Below are 17073 nucleotides of genomic sequence, written 5' to 3'. Positions count from 1 at the left end.
CGTTCCGATAATTATGTTAATTCTGAGTAATCTGATAAATCTTAAAACAATGTTAGGATATTATCTGAAGAGAATCATCTTATGGGTGTTTCGCATGGGCTACTCACGTGGCTTTGGTGTGCAATCACCTTCAGCATATAGCTTTCTCCGCTATGTGGTGAATGAACATTATCCATATTATGCATATCAGAATTTGAAAAAAGAGTCGGGTAATGTTAATCCGCTTATTACCAAACTGTCTTGCCTTTATTTTAGATTGGCGAATTTCTGTCAGTCTGAAGTTTGGTATGATTATAAAGCTGGCAATGATATCTATAAGAGATATGTTGTTGCTGGATGTAAATCAACATCATTTGTATCTTTTAATGAAGTCGATGATATTGATACTTTCCATATAGCAAGAATCTCACTTTTGGGTGATTATGAAAAAGTGTATAATCATTTAGCTTCAATTGCTAGTAATGAGTCATTACTTATTATAGAGGGTATTAAGAGAAATAAAATAACACGTAATTTTTGGAAACAAGTAATAGAAGATAATCGCACTTTTGTAACGTATGATTTATATTATTGTGGTGTCGTTTTCTTTGATTCAAATAAGTGTAAATGCAATTATAAGGTGAATTTCTGACAATATATGCCTTTAAAGCTATAAAATTCATAATAATCATAGCTATTTATAAAAATATTTGTATATTTTCTTGTGAATAAAATATATTTTGTTATTTTTGCACGCAAAATTAAAGACAAATATAATTGAACACTATGTATTGGACACTGGAATTAGCTTCAAAGTTGGAAGATGCACCATGGCCTGCAACAAAAGATGAACTGATAGATTATGCTGTCCGTTCAGGTGCGCCACTTGAAGTGTTAGAGAATTTGCAGGAAATAGAAGACGAGGGTGATGTCTATGAAAGTATAGAGGACATCTGGCCAGATTATCCTTCAAAGGATGATTTCTTATGGAATGATGATGAGTATTAAATAAACTCTGATAAAACATGAAGGTCACTCAGTTATGAGTGACCTTTTTGTGTTTTATTATATTTATAATAATTTTGTTGATTGTACGTTATATTACCGTGCGCAGTTTTACAAGATTTATATTTACGATTATTTTCACTTTCGTCTTTCTCGGGATGAAAGCGCAATATGATGTGGCTTTCAGTCATTACTTTGATATGGAACCATCTTTTAATCCTGCATCTGTCGGAAAATATAATAAGTTGAACATTAATGCTGCTTATGCTATGGATATGGCTGGATTTGAACATAATCCGCAGACAATGTATGCCGCTGCTGATATTCCATTCTACTTTATGAGGGCGTACAATGGAGCTGGAGTACAGTTTATGAATGACAAAATAGGATTGTTTACTCATAAAAAACTGGCGGTGCAATATGCTTACAAACATAAACTTTTTAAGGGAGTGATAAGTGTAGGCGCTCAGGTTGGTATTATTAGTGAAGACTTTGATGGATCTAAAGTGGATTTGAATGAAAGTTCGGATCCTGCATTCTCAACAACTCAACAAAATGGTAATGGACTTGACTTGGCTCTAGGAATGTATTATGTTAGAGGACAATGGTATGCTGGTGTTTCGGCGCAGCACATAAATTCACCTTTGATAAAGCTGGGCGGTACTAATGAACTCAACATAGATCCAACCTATTATTTGACAGGGGGATACAATATAAAGCTTAATAATCCGTTTGTAACAATAAAGCCATCTTGTATTGTGCGAACTGACGGGGCCGCTTATAGAGCTGATATTACCAGTAGGTTGGTGTATAGTCATGAAGACAAAATGATGTATGGAGGACTTTCTTATAGTCCCACTAATTCTGTGACATTTCTGATAGGAGGAACATTCCATGGATTGGTGTTGGGATATAGTTATGAAGTTTATACATCAGCAATTAATCCAGGAAACGGCAGCCATGAACTATTTGTCGGTTATCAGATGGATATAAATATGGTGAAGAAGGGGAAAAACAAACATAAGAATGTGCGCATATTATAAATATATGAAGAATAAAACATTGATATTCATAAGTACAGTTATCGTCGCATTTGCCTTAACAGGTTGTTTTGGAAGTAAAGCAATGTCAATGGCAGGTCGTGGCGGTGAAGTCGTTGGTGTAGGAGGCAAAAGCTTCAGTGAGCCCACACCTTTCGGTATGGTAAAAATTGACAGGGGATTTCTGCACATGGGATTAGACAAGCAGGATTCTCTTTTTGGGGCACCGATTCCAACAAAGGATATTTCTGTTGATGGTTTTTGGATGGATGAAACTGAAGTTACTAATTCTAAATATAAGCAATTTGTGATGTGGGTGCGTGACAGTATCTTACGTACACGACTTGCAGATCCAGCTTATGCCGGAGACGAGAGTTATATGATTTCTGAAGACAAAAATGGTAATGCCATTACTCCACACTTGAATTGGAATAAGCCATTGCCACGTAAGCCTAATGAAGACGAACAACGTGCTATAGAAAGTTTGTATGTTACAAACCCTGTGACAGGAGACAAGCTACTAGACTGGAGACAGATGAACTATCGTTATGAAATATACGATTATACAGCCGCAGCACTTCGACGTAATCGATTAAATCCTGCTGAACGTTCTTTCAATACCGACCGTGGTGTTTCTAATGATGTTGTAATGATATCAAAGGATACTGCTTATGTTGACGACGGTGGAAATATTGTTAGTAAGACTATAGATCGCCAGCGTAGTGGTCCTTGGGATTTCCTTAATACATACATTGTTAACATATATCCTGATACAACATGTTGGGTAAATGATTTTACAAATTCTGATAATGAGATGTATTTGCGTAATTATTATAGCAATCCTGCATATAATGAATATCCAGTTGTCGGTGTGACATGGGAACAGGCAAATGCGTATTGTGCTTGGCGTACGGATTATTTGTTAAAGGGCCTAGGAATAGAGGCTAAGTATGTGCAACGTTATCGCTTGCCCACTGAAGCTGAATGGGAATATGCTGCAAGAGGTAAAGGTGGCAATGAGTTTCCTTGGGACAATGCTGATATGAAGAATGGTAACGGTTGTTATTATGCTAATTTCAAGCCGGATAGAGGAAATTATACCAAAGACGGTAATCTTATTACTAGTAAGGTTGGAATATACGGTTCTAATTCAAACGGACTGTATGACATGGCTGGAAATGTAGCAGAATGGACAAGTACGGTATATACCGCATCTGGTGTAGCTGCAATGAATGACCTGAATCCTGAATTAAAATATAATGCAGCAAAAGAAGACCCATATAGATTGAAAAAGAAAAGTGTGCGAGGTGGTTCTTGGAAAGACCCAGAGAGCTTTATACGCTCTGCGTGGCGTTCTTGGGAATATCAAAACCAACCACGATCATTTATCGGATTCAGATGTGTAAGAAGTCTTGCAAATACAACTAGTACTAAAAAGAAATAACAGATAATGACAGAATATAGTAAATACAATATAGTCTATCGTCTACAAAAGTGGATGGATAGTGTCCCGGGACAGACTTTCCTTAACTATGCATATAGCTGGGGTGCATCAATCGTTGTGCTTGGTGCATTGTTTAAGTTGACTCATCTGCCAGGTGCTAATATTATGTTGTTCTTAGGTATGGGTACTGAAGTTTTGGTGTTTTTTATTTCAGCTTTTGATAGACCTTTTGATAAAACAACAGATGGATTGGATCTGCCAACGCATGTTACAGAAGAGTATCTAGAGGGTAAAACAGAACAAGCTAAACAGGCACAACCTGTGAAATCACAAGTCTCGTTTGCTGATCCTGCTTCTGTTATGCATACTGAATCTACAATAGTAATGCCTTCTGCCAACCCTGATATGGAGGAAGCACAGAATAACTATGTTACCGAACTTAAAAAACTTACAGAAGTTTTGGGAAAAGTAGGTGATCAGAGTTCACGCCTTGCCCGTGATAGTGAGGAAATGGAAAATCTGAATAGAACTCTTACTGGTATAAGTAAGGTTTATGAAATGCAGTTGAAGAGTGCCAGTCAGCAGATTGGGACAATAGATCAGATAAACGAACAGAGCAAATTGCTTGCAAAGCATATCGAACAGCTTAACGGAATTTATACACGTATGATAGAGGCAATGACAATAAATATGCGTGCCGCAGCTCCTACACAAAATACCCAGTTGTAATGGCAATAAAGAAAAGACTTGTATCTCCACGTCAGAAGATGATAAACCTTATGTATATCGTCTTGATGGCAATGCTTGCGCTGAATATATCAACAGAGGTACTTAACGGCTTCTCGATTGTGGAAGAAAGCCTTAATCGTACTACTGATAATTCATCAAAGGAGAATGAGTCTATGTATACCGATTTCGCAAGTCTTATGAAAAAGAATCCTGCGAAGGTAGAAGCGTGGTTTGCTAAGGCTACAGCTGTGAAGCAGATGAGTGACTCGCTATATAATTTCGCGCAGGAACTGAAAGTAGCTATTGTAAAGAAGGCTGATGGTAAAAACGGAAACGTCTATAATATAGAAAATAAGGATAATCTTGAAGCTGCCGGAGAAGTAATGCTTTCACCAATAGGAGGTAAGGGTGGTAAATTGCTTAATGCAATCAATTCATACCGAAATCGCATTGTTGGTATGGTAGCTGATCCGCAACAAAAGAAGATTATCGATAGCAACCTTTCAACGAAGGTCCCAAGACAGTCTAGATTACTAGGGAAGAATTGGCAGGAATATATGTTCGAGAATATGCCTGTGGCTGCATCCATAACACTGTTATCTAAATTGCAGAGTGATGTGCGCTATGCTGAGGGTGAAGTATTGCATACTCTAGTCTCTAATATAGATATGAAAGATATTAGGGTAAACAAACTCTCAGCTTTCGTAATACCTGATAAGACAACTCTTTACCCAGGAGAACGTTTCAGTGCAGATATCGTAATGGCTGCGGTTGACACGACTCAACAACCACAGATATACGTAAATGGACAGCGAATTGCCACACGAAACGGGCAGTATTCATTTACTGCAGGCGGAGTGGGAGAACATTCTTTTGGTGGATATATATTGATGCAAAATCGGAACGGTGATGTATTAAAGAGAAATTTCTTGCAGAAATATAGTGTTATCCCTGCACCAAATAGTGCAACTGTAGCTGCCGACATGATGAATGTTCTTTATGCAGGATATAGTAATCCTATGAGCGTGAGTGTTCCTGGTATTCCTGCAAATGCAGTATCTATATCAATGACAGGTGGTAGTATGGTATCAAAAGGTAACGGACATTTTATAGCTGTACCTTCGGCGGTCGGCAAGGATGTAACAATACATGTAACAGCACGTGATAAGGGGCAGGTGCGTTCTTTGCCTCCGTTTATATTTCATGTGAGAAAGCTTCCTGATCCAACAGCTTATGTAGCTATAGGAACGACAAGGTTTAAGGGTGGAGCGATGTCAAAAGCTTCACTTATTGGAGCGCATGGTATTAATGCTGCAATAGATGACGGACTGCTAGATATACAGTTCAAAGTAGTAAGTTTTGAGACGGTATTCTTTGATAATATGGGAAATGCTATTCCAATAGCTTCGTTGGGTTCAAATTTCTCTGACAGACAGCGTGATACGTTCCGTAGCTTGTCTCGTAATCGAAGATTTTATATAACTCATGTTAAGGCTGTTGGTCCGGATGGAATAACACGTACCCTTAACGGCGCATTAGAAATAATAGTAAGATAAGATGAGAAAGTTATACTTTATGCTATTTATGGCAGTTCTTGCAATGAATGTTTCGGCGCAATCGGCTTTGCGTCGTGCAGAGCAGGCTGAAAAAGCACAGAAGACGAATGCTGATAATGTCACATTGCGCTCGCAGATTTCATTCCCGACATCAGCAGGAATGAATGAGGATGTGGTGTGGCGCAGAGATGTTTATCGCGAGCTAAATCTTAATGATGATGCTAATGCAGGACTTTACTATCCCGCAGAATCATCTGGAAGTCAGATGAACCTTTTTACGTATATCTTTAAACTTATGATGGTGGGACCATCACATGGTGGAATAAATGTATATCAGTATCGTCTTGACGGTAATGAACGCTTCACGGATGATGCACTTGTAAAGCCATTGACGTTTTTGGATGATCATCATATTTTTTATGAGCGAACTGATCGTGGTGTTCATATTGATGATAGTGATATTCCTTCGTCCGAAGTAAAAGGATATTATATAAAGGAATGTTCTTACTATGACCAGATATCAGCAACATTCCATACTAAAATTATAGCTTTATGTCCAATAATGGAGAGAGCTGATGATTTCGGAGATGGAACAACAAAGTATCCTTTGTTCTGGGTTAAATATGATGATTTGGCGCCATTGCTTGCAAAGCGTACAATAATGGTCAGCAACATTAATAATGCTGCAATGATGTCGCTGGATGATTATTTTACAATGAATAGATACAAGGGTAAAATATATAAAACCGCAAATATGCAAGGAAGAAACCTTGCGCAATATTGCAAGAATGACACTGCTTTAAATAAAGAACAGTTACGAATTGAAAATGAGATCGTTTCGTTTGAAAAGAATATTTGGGGTGATCAGGTTAAAAAGGATTCTTTAGATAAGGTAACTAGTGTAGATAAAAAAACATTAAAAGCCTCACGTCCAATGAATCGTAGAAGTTCAGAGAGTAGTACTACAGTCAAAATGCGCAGACAGAAACAATCATCTTCTTCAGCTAGTAATGCTCGTGTGACAGTGAGAAGACAGAGACATTAAAAGAGATTAAACTTATAATAACAATTAATTTTTTGAACAATGAAAAAGATTATTAGTTTACTAGTGTTGGCTATGGCAATTATGTTTGTCTCAACAGCTGATGCACAGATAAAGTTCGGTGTTAAAGGTGGACTTAATTTGACAGATATATCATTTAGCCAAGATGTTTTCAATACATCAAACCGTACAGGTTTCTTTGTTGGTCCAACTGTTAAGTTTACACTTCCTGTTATAGGACTTGGTGTGGATGCTGCAGCCCTTTTCGATCAACGTGATGGTAAGGTTGACGAAACAACAGTGAAACAGCAGTCAATCAACATTCCTGTAAATCTTCGTTATAATATTGGACTTGGTAGCTTAGCTGGAATTTATTTTGCAGCGGGTCCACAGTTTGGCTTTAATGTAGGTGACGATAGTTATAACTGGACTGATGCTAATTCATATAAGAATACGTTCCAGATTAAAAAGTCTAACTTTAGTGTTAATCTCGGAGCAGGAATTACTTTGCTAAAGCATCTAGAAATAGGTGCAGCATACAATATCGTATGTGGTAAGACTGGTGAAATAAATGTATGGGATGCATCAAAAAAGGCAATAACAAATACTACTCGTAGCCGTTATAATTCATGGCAGATAAGTGCTGCTTATTATTTCTAAGCCTAGTCAACGAAAAGATATATTTTTATATAAATGTAAAAAAGCAGATATCCTGATACGAATATCTGCTTTTTTTTGTTTATCTTTGTGTGCCTATGAAGTATGTTGAAGTCATTTTACCGCTACCTCTTGACGGGACGTTTACATATGCCGTTGGCGATGCTTTGTCGTCAAGGGTAAAATCTGGTGTCCGCTTACTAGTTCCATTGGGAAAGAGTAAACGTTATATTGGCGTAGCTGTAAGGATGACTGACGTAAAGCCTGATTTTGATGTAAAAGAGGTTATTGATGTTTTGGATGATAAACCCGTAGTACTTCTAAATCAACTTAAATTGTGGCAATGGATTTCTAATTATTATCTATCTCCACTTGGGGATATATTTAAAGCAGCATTGCCTTCAGGACTAAAAACGCAAGATAGTTATAAACCAAAGACAGAACAATACGTTGGATTAACTGAACCTTACCGCAATGAGCAGGCTTTACATATAGCTATAAATACTCTTTCTCGTGCAACTAAGCAGCAGAAAGCTTTTATTGATTTTCTGGCTATGTCGCATTGGGATAGTTTGAGTGGTACAGCTAATACTGAGGATATTGTTGAGATAACGAAGGAAGAACTGATGAACTTCAGCCATTGCAATGCTCCATCAATAAAGAATCTTATTGAAAGAAAGATTTTATATACATACGAGAAAGAAGTTGGAAGACTTAACAATGGGGGAGAAACGCACTTTGAGAATATAAAGCAACTAAATAAGTTTCAGACAAAAGCGTTTGATGAAATAAATTCTCAGTTTGAAGAAAAAAAAGTAGTTCTTCTGCATGGTGTTACTTCGAGTGGTAAAACAGAGATATACATACATCTTATTAAACAAGCTTTGGAAGAGCATAAGCAAGTGTTATATCTATTACCTGAAATAGCGTTAACGGTGCAGATCATGGAACGACTCAAAAGAGTCTTCGGAGATCGTTTAGGCATTTATCATTCCAAATATAGTGATGCAGAAAGGGTAGAAATATGGAATAAACAGCTTTCTGACTCTCATTATGATGTTATCCTTGGTGCGAGAAGTGCTGTCTTTTTGCCGTTTACTAACTTAGGATTGGTCATTATTGATGAAGAACATGAGACTAGTTTTAAACAGCAAGATCCTGCACCACGTTATCATGCCAGGAGTGCAGCTATAGTTTTGGCAGGAATGTATGGCGCAAAAACGTTACTTGGAACGGCTACACCATCTATGGAAAGCTATTACAATGCTCAACAGGGAAAGTATGGATTGGTTGAGCTGAAGAAACGTTTTGCAGGAATAGAACTTCCTGAAATCAGAGTTGTCGATATTAAGGATTTGCAGCATAGAAAGATGATGCAAGGACCTTTCTCACCACAGATGTTGACTGCAATTAATAATGCTTTACAGAGTGGCAAGCAAGTAATATTGTTTCAAAATAGACGCGGATTTGCGCCTATGATTGAGTGTCGCGAATGTGGTTGGGTTCCAAAATGCTCAAATTGCGATGTGTCACTTACTTACCATAAAAATCTAAATCAGCTGACTTGCCATTATTGTGGTTTCACATATACTGTACCAAAGGTGTGTCCTAACTGCGGCAGTGAAAAAATCAATGGTCGAGGTTATGGTACAGAAAAGATAGAAGAACGTATCTGTGATATATTCCCTGATGCTCGAGTTGCCAGAATGGACCTTGATACTACTCGTACACGTAATGCTTATGAGAGAATAATTACTGATTTCTCTACTGGTAAGACGAATATTCTTATCGGAACACAGATGATAAGCAAAGGACTAGACTTTGATAATGTCAGTGTGGTAGGAATACTTAATGCTGACTCAATGTTGAATTATCCTGATTTCAGGGCTTATGAACATGCTTTCATGATGATGAGTCAGGTGAGTGGACGAGCAGGACGAAAGGGTGATCAGGGACTTGTCATGCTACAGACAAAGAGTGTTGACTTGCCCGTAATTGATCAGGTGGTTAACCATGATTTCAAGAACTTTCAGAAAGATTTACTTGATGAACGTGCTGTATTTCATTATCCACCTTTTTATCATCTTGTGTATGTATTCTTAAAACATTCAAAGAATGAAGTTGTTGAATCGGCTGGATTGGAAATGGGTAGTAGATTGAGACAGTATTTAGGTGATAGAATACTTGGACCTGATAAACCTGCTGTTGCTCGTGTAAAGGCTATGAATATACGAAAGATTATAATCAAACTAGAGAATGGTATCAATCAAAAGCAAGTAAGGGAAGTGCTGCATTATGTGCAAAAACAAATAATGCAGGACAAACGTTACGCTGCCCTGCATATATATTATGATGTAGATCCGTTGTAGGTTTACAAGTCGATGTCAAGACCTACTCCCAGTACTTTATTTGTACGAGTGAAGTCATCACTGCATTGTGCGCTGATAGAACTTCCAGCGGCAGCGATTGTCTGTGTGTATTCTTTCTTAAAGTGGCTGTAGTTAGTCCAGAAATAAGCGATATTAAGACTTGCGTTCTTTGTAACTTTTATCTTTGCTCCAAAACCGTAAGAATAACTGCTTGTTACGAAACTCATATCGTTAAGATAAGTTCCGTCACCAAGTCCGTATTTAGTGCGCTGCATACCGCCACTGATTGTAATACCCTTTGTGATGTCCCATTCTGCACCAGCAAGATACTCCTGTGTATTTCCAGAAAGATATTTCTGTTTGTCATTAGCCATCTTTGCGTCCTTGTCAAAGAAGTAATGATATGAAGCCATTACACGAACAGAAGGTAATACTTCGTATTGTGCTCCAATAGTAAACACTCCAGGAAGGTCGTTTGGAGTGTTGACTCCGTTTTGAAACAAATGTGTATCATCAACCTTTGTATCGTTCTCGATGTTCAGGTGATTAGTGAATTCAAGACGTGTACCTAAATTCCATTTCCCGTATTTAACATCAAGACCTATAATTGGAGTTATCCCCCATCCTGTCTGTGTGCAGTCAAGGTAACGATCAGCGAAGTTTGGTTGTGCTTCAGCCATATTCTTTGCTCCTGTTTGATATGCTTCAGCTGCAGCTGCCAACTGAGCCTTTACTGTTGGGTCAGTAGTTGCTGCTGCTTGTGCTGAATATGTGTCAGACTTTGTTTGGTAGTTTTTTGCTGCGGCTCCGATATAATCATATAGTTTCTGGTCGTTCCCATCTATATTTGCACGGATATTTGTGATGCTCCCTTGATATTTATTATATATATAGTTGAATCTGAAACCACCATAAGCAGCAATGTGTTCATTAAACTTATAAGTTGTTCCCAACTGAAGACCGAATACATATTGCTGACCTTTTATATAGCTGTCTACGCCATACTGAGTTGTTGTGATTCCCATCTTCTGGAGCATTGCAGGAATAAGAGCGATCTGACGTTCAAAAGAACCTAAACCGTCATTGAACGTACATTTACCACCGCCACCAATTAGTGAGAATCCCATTTGAAATCCCCATTTATCGTAGTTTTTTGCTACTTGGAATGAAGGAATAAAAGGCACAGAAGCCTCTCCTTTGAACTTTTTGTTACCATTATCATCACCACCATTCATTTTTAATGGCTGATAATATGGTGTTCCTTGTAATCCAGGTATTGTCATTCCACTTACTATAGTACGTGTTTGATATGCATTCTGAACGTTGAAAGATAGGTGTAATCCTTTGCTTAGAAAAGCTACACCAGCAGGGTTCGAATAAACACCATCAATGCCAATTGCACCATCACGTGCGAAGTTGCGATTGAATGCAATGTTGTTGTTTGTGTTTGTGAGCAGTCCGCCGGCCCAAATTGATTGTGAGGCAGAAACTGCAAGTGCTATAAAAGCAAATTTTAATTTATTCATTTTAAAAACCTATAAAAAAATTCGTCGCAAAGTTACCTGAATTGTTCTAAATGCAACAAAATATGCTGTTTATTTAAAACCAGTTAACAATTGCAAACGATATTTATGCTCATATAGGTAATTTTGTGCAAGAATGTTGCACATATTAAAAAATAATGTGCAACAACTATACAGAGAAAGTATCAGGTATGGTATTTTTCTTAAGTTCAGGATATTGTATTCTTGTGTGGTAAATAGCTTTCAGACGTTCTATCAGAATATGTTTAGCAACACTTATGTCACGGAACGTGATAGGACATTCTGTGAAATATCCAGCTGATACTTTCTCGTCAATGAGTTTGTTTACCATGTTGCTTATGCTTTCTTCGGTATATTCTTCCAAAGATCTCGAAGCAGCCTCAGTAGTATCAGCCATCATAAGTATTGCCTGTTCACGAGTGAATGGATTTGGGCCAGGATATTCAAATATTTTTTCGTCAACCTCTTCGTCGGGATGTTCATTCTTATATTTAATATAAAAATATTTTGCCATACTCTTGCCATGATGCGTTAGTATGAAATCCTTTATCATGTTTGGTAAACCATATTTTTCGGCAAGTTTTACTCCATCATTAACGTGGCTAATAATAATTCTTGCACTTTCTTCACATCGCATATTGTTGTGAGGATTCACACCAGCTTGGTTCTCTGTAAAGAATACTGGATTTAAAATCTTTCCAATATCATGATATAATGCACCCGTACGCACGAGTAGACTTTCTGCACCAATTTTGTTTGCTATTTCTGCAGCTAAATTTCCTACTGTTATTGAGTGCTGGAATGTACCCGGAGCGATTTCGCTTAGATCCCTAAGTATACCTCTGTTAGTATTTGAAAGTTCAAATAGTGAAACGTCTGATACAAATCCGAAGGTTCTTTCTATCAAGTACATCAATGGATATGCAAGCAAAAGGAATATTCCGTTGAATACGAAATGCAAATACATGTCATGATCCATTTTCAATACATCATTGTTCTGTATCATCTGTAATGCAAAATATACTATGATACTTCCGATATTAACTAATAACGCCGTTTTGAAAACCTGTGCTCTCTTCGACATTTCTCTAAGTGAGTATATCGCAATCAGTCCTGCAACTAGTTGGATGATGATAAATTCATACTGATATTTCACAGCTGCGGCACATATCAGAACCATCGTGGCATGGGCAATGAACGCCGTTCGAGAATCCATGAACACACGTACAAAAATAGGAACCATGGCAAACGGTATTATATACACACTAAATATGTTATGCACCATCATTATTGATACCAAAACCGGAAATATTGTTATGATTGAATAGAGCATCATAATGCTTCGAGGCTTAGAAAAATAATCTTGCCGGAACAGTGCCAGATATATCGTTAATAGCGTAATCAATATGGTTACATACATTATCTGTCCTATTAGTGTGCTTGTAATCTCGGTTACTGTGGCATTGCGTCGCTGCATTTCACGTTCAAACGAGCTTAGTACTCTATATGTATATTCATCAATAATTTCACCTCGGTCAATGATTTTTTGTCCGCTCATAACCATTCCACTTGCAATAGGAATACTCCCTAATAGATCGTTTCTTTCGGCGCTGCATCTTTTTTTGTCGTAAGATAGGTTTGCTAAAATATAATCCGTTAGGTCGCATTTTTGCAATTCAAGTCTGTAGTTAGCAAGTTCTGGATCTTTAAGCATATCCTCATATGCTGTCATCGTAGAGTATAACTTATTTATCTGAACACTTTTTGCTTGTTTTCCCGCAACAACTCTAATCATATTTGTAGTATCCCTTGCCATACTACTGTATTCCGGTGTGTTTATAATTCCTTTTTGATAAATCTTTTGTAGTTTATTAGCGATAATATTTATGTATTCAATAGGCATTCCTTCTATACCAGACTTGAAATCATTCTTGAATTTAGCGATTTCGTTTCGTGCAATATTCATATTGAAGTTGTAGTATGGCTCGAAATGTTTCAACATAGAGTCTTGTTCAGACTTTATGTTTTCGTCAGTCTTGTAGATTGGAAAATCAAATTTAGCAATGAATGAACCATACATCCATGGTTTGCCAATGTCATATTTCATTCTTTGTGCTTCATTGCGTGGCATAAACCAAACAATTACCAAAACCGATATTGCTATTAGAGCAGTTCGCGTAAATATATTGCGCCAATATTTGCTCTCGTATTTCATTATTATATTCATTATTTCTTGTATTATCTGTTTTACAATGCGAAAATACTAAAAAAATACGCAATACTGAAAAAAATATATTAATTTTGCACAAAATTATTATCTTTAGATATGTCAGAAAGAAAAGTAAGGGTGCGTTTTGCACCTAGTCCGACTGGTGCTTTGCATATCGGCGGTGTGCGCACAGCCCTTTATAATTACCTCTTTGCGCGTCAGCATGGAGGTGAACTTGTATTCAGAATAGAAGATACTGACTCCCATCGTTTTGTTGAAGGTGCCGAGGAATATATCCTTGAGTCATTCCGTTGGCTTGGTATAAAGTTTGATGAAGGTGTCAGTTTCGGTGGCAAACATGGACCTTATCGTCAGAGTGAGCGCCGTGATATTTATAAGCAGTATGTTAAGTTGTTGCTTGACAACAGTAATGCTTATGTTGCTTTTGACACTCCTGAGGAATTGGAGGCAAAACACACTGAAATACATAACTTTCAATATGATGCACATACTCGTCTTCTGATGCGTAATTCGCTTACTCTCTCAAAAGAGGAAGTAGATAAGTTGATAGAGGATGGAGTTCAATATACTGTTCGTTTCAAGATTGAACCTGGAATTGATGTTCACGTCAATGACATGATTCGTGGCGACGTTGTTATTAAGAGTGATATCCTTGATGATAAAGTGCTTTATAAGAGTGCTGACGAACTTCCTACTTATCATTTGGCAAATATAGTTGATGACCACTTGATGGAAATCACACATGTTATCCGTGGTGAGGAATGGTTGCCTAGTGCACCATTGCACGTATTGCTCTATAGAGCTTTCGGTTGGGAAGATACAATGCCACGTTTTGCACATCTTCCATTGTTGTTGAAACCAGAAGGCAAAGGCAAACTCAGTAAGCGTGATGGTGATCGTCTTGGTTTCCCTGTATTTCCATTGGAATGGCATGATCCAAAGACTGGTGAAGTTTCGTCAGGTTATCGTGAAAATGGTTACTTCCCAGAGGCTGTTGTTAACTTTCTAGCTCTTCTTGGTTGGAATCCTGGTACAGAACAGGAACTATTCTCACTTGATGAACTTGTTAAAGTGTTTGATATCAGTAGATGTTCGAAAGCAGGTGCTAAGTTTGATTTTCAGAAAGGCATTTGGTTTAATCATGAGTATATTCTTCGCAAAAGCGATGATGAGATTGCTGCATTGTTTGCGCCTATTGTTGCCGATAATGGAGTTAATGAAACTATTGAAAGAATCACAGAGGTTGTTCACATGATGAAGGACCGTGTGAATTTCGTAAATGAATTGTGGCCATTATGTTCTTTCTTCTTTGTTCAACCGTCTGAGTATGATGAAAAGACGGTGAAGAAGCGTTGGAAAGAATATTCAGCTCAGCAGATGACAGAATTGGCAGAAGTGCTTGAGGGTATCGAGGATTTCTCTGTAGAATGTCAGGAGTCTGTTGTAATGAAGTGGGTAGAAGAAAAAGAATATAAGTTAGGTGACGTTATGAATGCGTTCCGACTAACTCTTGTTGGCATAGGAAAGGGACCGGGCATGTTTGATATTTCCGCTTTCCTTGGAAAGGAAGAGACTCTAATGCGTTTGCGTAAGGCAATCGAAGTATTGAAGTAACTAAACAACAAGAAGAAATAACCATCAGAGATAGTGTATAATATAATAATATACCTTTATCTTTTAGGGGTGGCAATCGCAAGCCTCTTTAGTAAGAAAGTTAAGAAAATGTGGGCTGGCGAACGCAAGGCCATAGATATCTTGAAAGAGGAAGTAGATCCAGATGCTAAATACATTTGGTTTCATGCAGCTTCGCTTGGAGAGTTTGAACAGGGGCGACCGTTGATAGAAAGTATACGTAAAGATTATCCTGAATACAAGATACTTCTTACTTTCTTTTCTCCTTCGGGTTATGAAGTGAGAAAAAATTATGAGGGTGCAGATATCATTTGCTACTTGCCTTTGGATACAATACGCAATGCGCGTCGTTTCCTTCGTGCTGTTAGACCAGTGATGGCATTCTTTATAAAGTATGAATTCTGGTATAATTATCTACACATACTAAAGCATCGCAATATACCTGTATACAGTGTAAGTAGTATTTTCCGTCCGGATCAGGTATTCTTTAAGTGGTATGGTCGCCAGTATCGCACAGTATTGAAATGTTTCACTCATTTCTTTGTACAGAATAATGAGAGCAAGGAATTGCTAGGCAAATTTGGTATAACTGAAGTTGATGTCGTTGGTGATACCCGTTTCGACCGTGTACTCCAGATAAAGGAAGCCAGCAAGCATTTGCCTATAGTGGAGAGTTTCACAAAAAATGCCAAGAAGGTCTTTGTAGCAGGTTCATCATGGCAGCCTGATGAGGAGATTTTTCTAAAGTATTTTAATAATAGAAGCGATTGGAAACTTATCATTGCGCCTCATGTGATAGGTGAGGATCATATAAAACAGATTCTTAACCATGTTGAAGGTCGCAAAGTGGTGCGTTATACTCAAGCTAATGTAGACAATGTTGCCGATGCTGAGATTTTGATTATCGACTGTTTCGGTCTGTTGTCTTCTATATATAATTATGGTACTGTATCTTATGTCGGCGGTGGCTTCGGTGTTGGAATTCATAATGTATTGGAAGCAGCCGTGTGGGACATTCCTGTTATCTTTGGTCCAAACAATAAGCATTTCCAAGAAGCTCAAGGATTGATGAAGGCTAACGGAGGATTTGAGATTACAGATTATGACAGTTTCTGTGAATTTATGTCGAAGTTTGAACATGGAGATGAATTCTTAGAGAACTCTGGTAAGTCGGCAGGAAAGTTCGTTATGAGTCTTTCAGGAGCATCAAATAAAGTGATATCCTATATATCTTTATGATAAAAGAATAAACTAAAATAGCGGTTCTTTCATAGAACCGCTATTTTTTATTTTATAATTCTGTAATAATCTTCTTTTCTTGGTTTCACCGTGTGGGGGTGGGCTGAAGCATAGCCAAGTGATATCGCTCCTATTCCAACCACATCGTCAGGTAGTCCCCATTCTTTTAGTAACTGTTTTCCTTCTTCCGTTTCAAACATTGCGTCTTCTCGGTTTATCCAACAACTAGCTAGACCTATAGAGTGAGCGGCGAGCATCATATTGCCGATAACTAAACTTCCGTCTTTTACGTTATTTCCCCATTCTGCAGTACCAAATACGATTATTATTGTTGGTGCTCCGTAATAAGGATCAGCTTCAGTTCCCATAAGCTTTGCGTTCATTTTTCTCAGCATATCGCAAGTTTCCTTGTTCTGAACTGCTACGATCCAAGGATCTTGTTTCCCCTTACCCGATGCAGCCCATGTTCCAGCTTCAAGAACAGTTTTCAATTCCTCGTCGTTTATTTGTTCAGGTTTGAAACGTCTAATACTTCTACGTTCTCTAATTGCTTTTATAACTTCGTTGTCCATAATCTAGTTATTTAATATGATGTAGCAAATTTACT

General features: G+C 37.7%; 14 protein-coding genes. 11 read left to right on the top strand and 3 right to left on the bottom strand.

The genetic code is table 11. The annotated features are described in order from the left end of the window. Positions 1–49 precede the first annotated feature (49 nt). The 9 genes from HEQ28_RS09130 (at position 50) to priA (ending at position 9821) form a co-directional block, all read left to right on the top strand. Entirely contained in the window at positions 50–631 is a 582-nt protein-coding gene (locus HEQ28_RS09130; protein ID WP_434501930.1) for a hypothetical protein, read from the top strand. Positions 632–765: 134 nt separating this feature from the next. Further along, positions 766–987 (top strand): DUF2795 domain-containing protein, encoded by a 222-nt coding sequence (locus HEQ28_RS09125; RefSeq protein WP_004373526.1) that lies wholly within the window; start codon positions 766–768, stop codon positions 985–987. Between the two features lie 98 nt (positions 988–1085). Beyond that, positions 1086–2027 (top strand): PorP/SprF family type IX secretion system membrane protein, encoded by a 942-nt coding sequence (locus tag HEQ28_RS09120; protein WP_434504447.1) that lies wholly within the window; start codon positions 1086–1088, stop codon positions 2025–2027. Positions 2028–2031: 4 nt separating this feature from the next. Then, positions 2032–3468 (top strand): type IX secretion system lipoprotein PorK/GldK, encoded by a 1437-nt coding sequence (locus HEQ28_RS09115; RefSeq protein ID WP_434501929.1) that lies wholly within the window; start codon positions 2032–2034, stop codon positions 3466–3468. Positions 3469–3474: 6 nt separating this feature from the next. Further along, the gene (gene gldL / locus HEQ28_RS09110) at positions 3475–4197 is read left to right on the top strand and encodes a type IX secretion system motor protein PorL/GldL (protein ID WP_434501928.1); all 723 of its coding nucleotides are present in this window, start codon (positions 3475–3477) and stop codon (positions 4195–4197) included. Beyond that, entirely contained in the window at positions 4197–5753 is a 1557-nt protein-coding gene (gldM, locus tag HEQ28_RS09105) for a type IX secretion system motor protein PorM/GldM (protein ID WP_434501927.1), read from the top strand. Before gldL ends, gldM begins: the two co-directional genes overlap by 1 nt. A gap of 1 nt (position 5754) precedes the next feature. Beyond that, complete coding sequence (gene gldN / locus HEQ28_RS09100) at positions 5755–6798, top strand: type IX secretion system ring protein PorN/GldN (RefSeq protein ID WP_434501926.1); 1044 nt, start codon at positions 5755–5757, stop codon at positions 6796–6798. A gap of 39 nt (positions 6799–6837) precedes the next feature. Further along, the gene (locus HEQ28_RS09095) at positions 6838–7455 is read left to right on the top strand and encodes a porin family protein (RefSeq protein WP_434501925.1); all 618 of its coding nucleotides are present in this window, start codon (positions 6838–6840) and stop codon (positions 7453–7455) included. A gap of 95 nt (positions 7456–7550) precedes the next feature. Beyond that, on the top strand, positions 7551–9821 hold the full coding sequence (gene priA, locus HEQ28_RS09090; protein ID WP_434501924.1) for a replication restart helicase PriA: 2271 nt from the start codon (positions 7551–7553) through the stop codon (positions 9819–9821). Between the two features lie 2 nt (positions 9822–9823). Here the strand turns inward: priA and HEQ28_RS09085 are convergent, their stop codons facing one another. Both HEQ28_RS09085 and HEQ28_RS09080 read right to left on the bottom strand, forming a co-directional pair. Further along, entirely contained in the window at positions 9824–11347 is a 1524-nt protein-coding gene (locus tag HEQ28_RS09085) for a hypothetical protein (RefSeq protein WP_434501923.1), read from the bottom strand. Positions 11348–11513: 166 nt separating this feature from the next. Beyond that, complete coding sequence (locus tag HEQ28_RS09080; protein WP_434501922.1) at positions 11514–13592, bottom strand: HD family phosphohydrolase; 2079 nt, start codon at positions 13590–13592, stop codon at positions 11514–11516. Between the two features lie 99 nt (positions 13593–13691). Between HEQ28_RS09080 and gltX the strand changes: the two genes are divergently transcribed. Continuing rightward, positions 13692–15209 (top strand): glutamate--tRNA ligase, encoded by a 1518-nt coding sequence (gene gltX, locus HEQ28_RS09075; protein WP_434501921.1) that lies wholly within the window; start codon positions 13692–13694, stop codon positions 15207–15209. Positions 15210–15242: 33 nt separating this feature from the next. Then, positions 15243–16466: a 3-deoxy-D-manno-octulosonic acid transferase gene (locus HEQ28_RS09070; RefSeq protein WP_434501920.1), complete on the top strand. Its 1224-nt coding sequence runs from the start codon at positions 15243–15245 to the stop codon at positions 16464–16466. Positions 16467–16513: 47 nt separating this feature from the next. Here HEQ28_RS09070 and HEQ28_RS09065 read toward each other — a convergent pair whose 3' ends face one another. Next, positions 16514–17038, bottom strand: a complete 525-nt coding sequence (locus HEQ28_RS09065) for a nitroreductase (protein WP_434501919.1) — start codon at positions 17036–17038, stop codon at positions 16514–16516. Positions 17039–17073 lie beyond the last annotated feature (35 nt).

The organism is Prevotella sp., assembly GCF_051059605.1.
GTDB lineage: Bacteria > Bacteroidota > Bacteroidia > Bacteroidales > Bacteroidaceae > Prevotella.
The sequence above is the reverse complement of the archived record's forward strand: the minus strand, read 5'-3'. Positions and strand labels throughout refer to the sequence as shown.

What these genes read in the sequence shown, in the direction of transcription:
- HEQ28_RS09130 (WP_434501930.1), top strand. Translation starts at nt 50, where the DNA reads ATGTTAGGATATTATCTGAAGAGAATCATCTTATGGGTGTTTCGCATG.
- HEQ28_RS09125 (WP_004373526.1), top strand. Translation starts at nt 766, where the DNA reads ATGTATTGGACACTGGAATTAGCTTCAAAGTTGGAAGATGCACCATGG.
- HEQ28_RS09115 (WP_434501929.1), top strand. Translation starts at nt 2,032, where the DNA reads ATGAAGAATAAAACATTGATATTCATAAGTACAGTTATCGTCGCATTT.
- gldL (WP_434501928.1), top strand. Translation starts at nt 3,475, where the DNA reads ATGACAGAATATAGTAAATACAATATAGTCTATCGTCTACAAAAGTGG.
- gldM (WP_434501927.1), top strand. Translation starts at nt 4,197, where the DNA reads ATGGCAATAAAGAAAAGACTTGTATCTCCACGTCAGAAGATGATAAAC.
- gldN (WP_434501926.1), top strand. Translation starts at nt 5,755, where the DNA reads ATGAGAAAGTTATACTTTATGCTATTTATGGCAGTTCTTGCAATGAAT.
- HEQ28_RS09095 (WP_434501925.1), top strand. Translation starts at nt 6,838, where the DNA reads ATGAAAAAGATTATTAGTTTACTAGTGTTGGCTATGGCAATTATGTTT.
- priA (WP_434501924.1), top strand. Translation starts at nt 7,551, where the DNA reads ATGAAGTATGTTGAAGTCATTTTACCGCTACCTCTTGACGGGACGTTT.
- HEQ28_RS09085 (WP_434501923.1), bottom strand. Translation starts at nt 11,347, where the DNA reads ATGAATAAATTAAAATTTGCTTTTATAGCACTTGCAGTTTCTGCCTCA.
- HEQ28_RS09080 (WP_434501922.1), bottom strand. Translation starts at nt 13,592, where the DNA reads ATGAATATAATAATGAAATACGAGAGCAAATATTGGCGCAATATATTT.
- gltX (WP_434501921.1), top strand. Translation starts at nt 13,692, where the DNA reads ATGTCAGAAAGAAAAGTAAGGGTGCGTTTTGCACCTAGTCCGACTGGT.
- HEQ28_RS09065 (WP_434501919.1), bottom strand. Translation starts at nt 17,038, where the DNA reads ATGGACAACGAAGTTATAAAAGCAATTAGAGAACGTAGAAGTATTAGA.